Origin of the sequence: Psychrobacter sp. CAL346-MNA-CIBAN-0220 (assembly GCF_040309805.1) — a bacterium.
Taxonomy (GTDB): domain Bacteria; phylum Pseudomonadota; class Gammaproteobacteria; order Pseudomonadales; family Moraxellaceae; genus Psychrobacter.
This window is the reverse complement of sequence record NZ_JBEOPF010000686.1, coordinates 1-239: the sequence shown is the minus strand read 5'-3', so window position 1 is coordinate 239 and position 239 is coordinate 1. Positions and strand designations below refer to the sequence as shown.

At 35.1% G+C, this 239-nt stretch carries 1 protein-coding gene; it reads right to left on the bottom strand.

Annotation, left to right across the window (positions count from 1 at the left end; genetic code table 11):
* Positions 1-239 (bottom strand): hypothetical protein (locus AAEY88_RS15335; protein WP_350563772.1); only part of this gene is annotated, 239 nt, incomplete at both ends.

The window sequence follows — 239 nt, the reverse complement described above, 5'->3', positions numbered from 1 at the left end:
GTATCCACCATCCTCTTTCAATATATCGCTTTTGACGGACATGCCAAGTGCTAATGACAGACATAATGGCCATTCCAAATAGACCGCCACCGATGATATATATTGGCAAAAATAAAATAGCTAACAAACCTATGCTGTTATCAGCAGTGAATAAAGTTGCAGCAAATGGAAATAAAATGAGTTGAAAAAATGTGCCAGAAAGTATAAAAATTCTATGTACTTTTTCCTCAGGATAAACA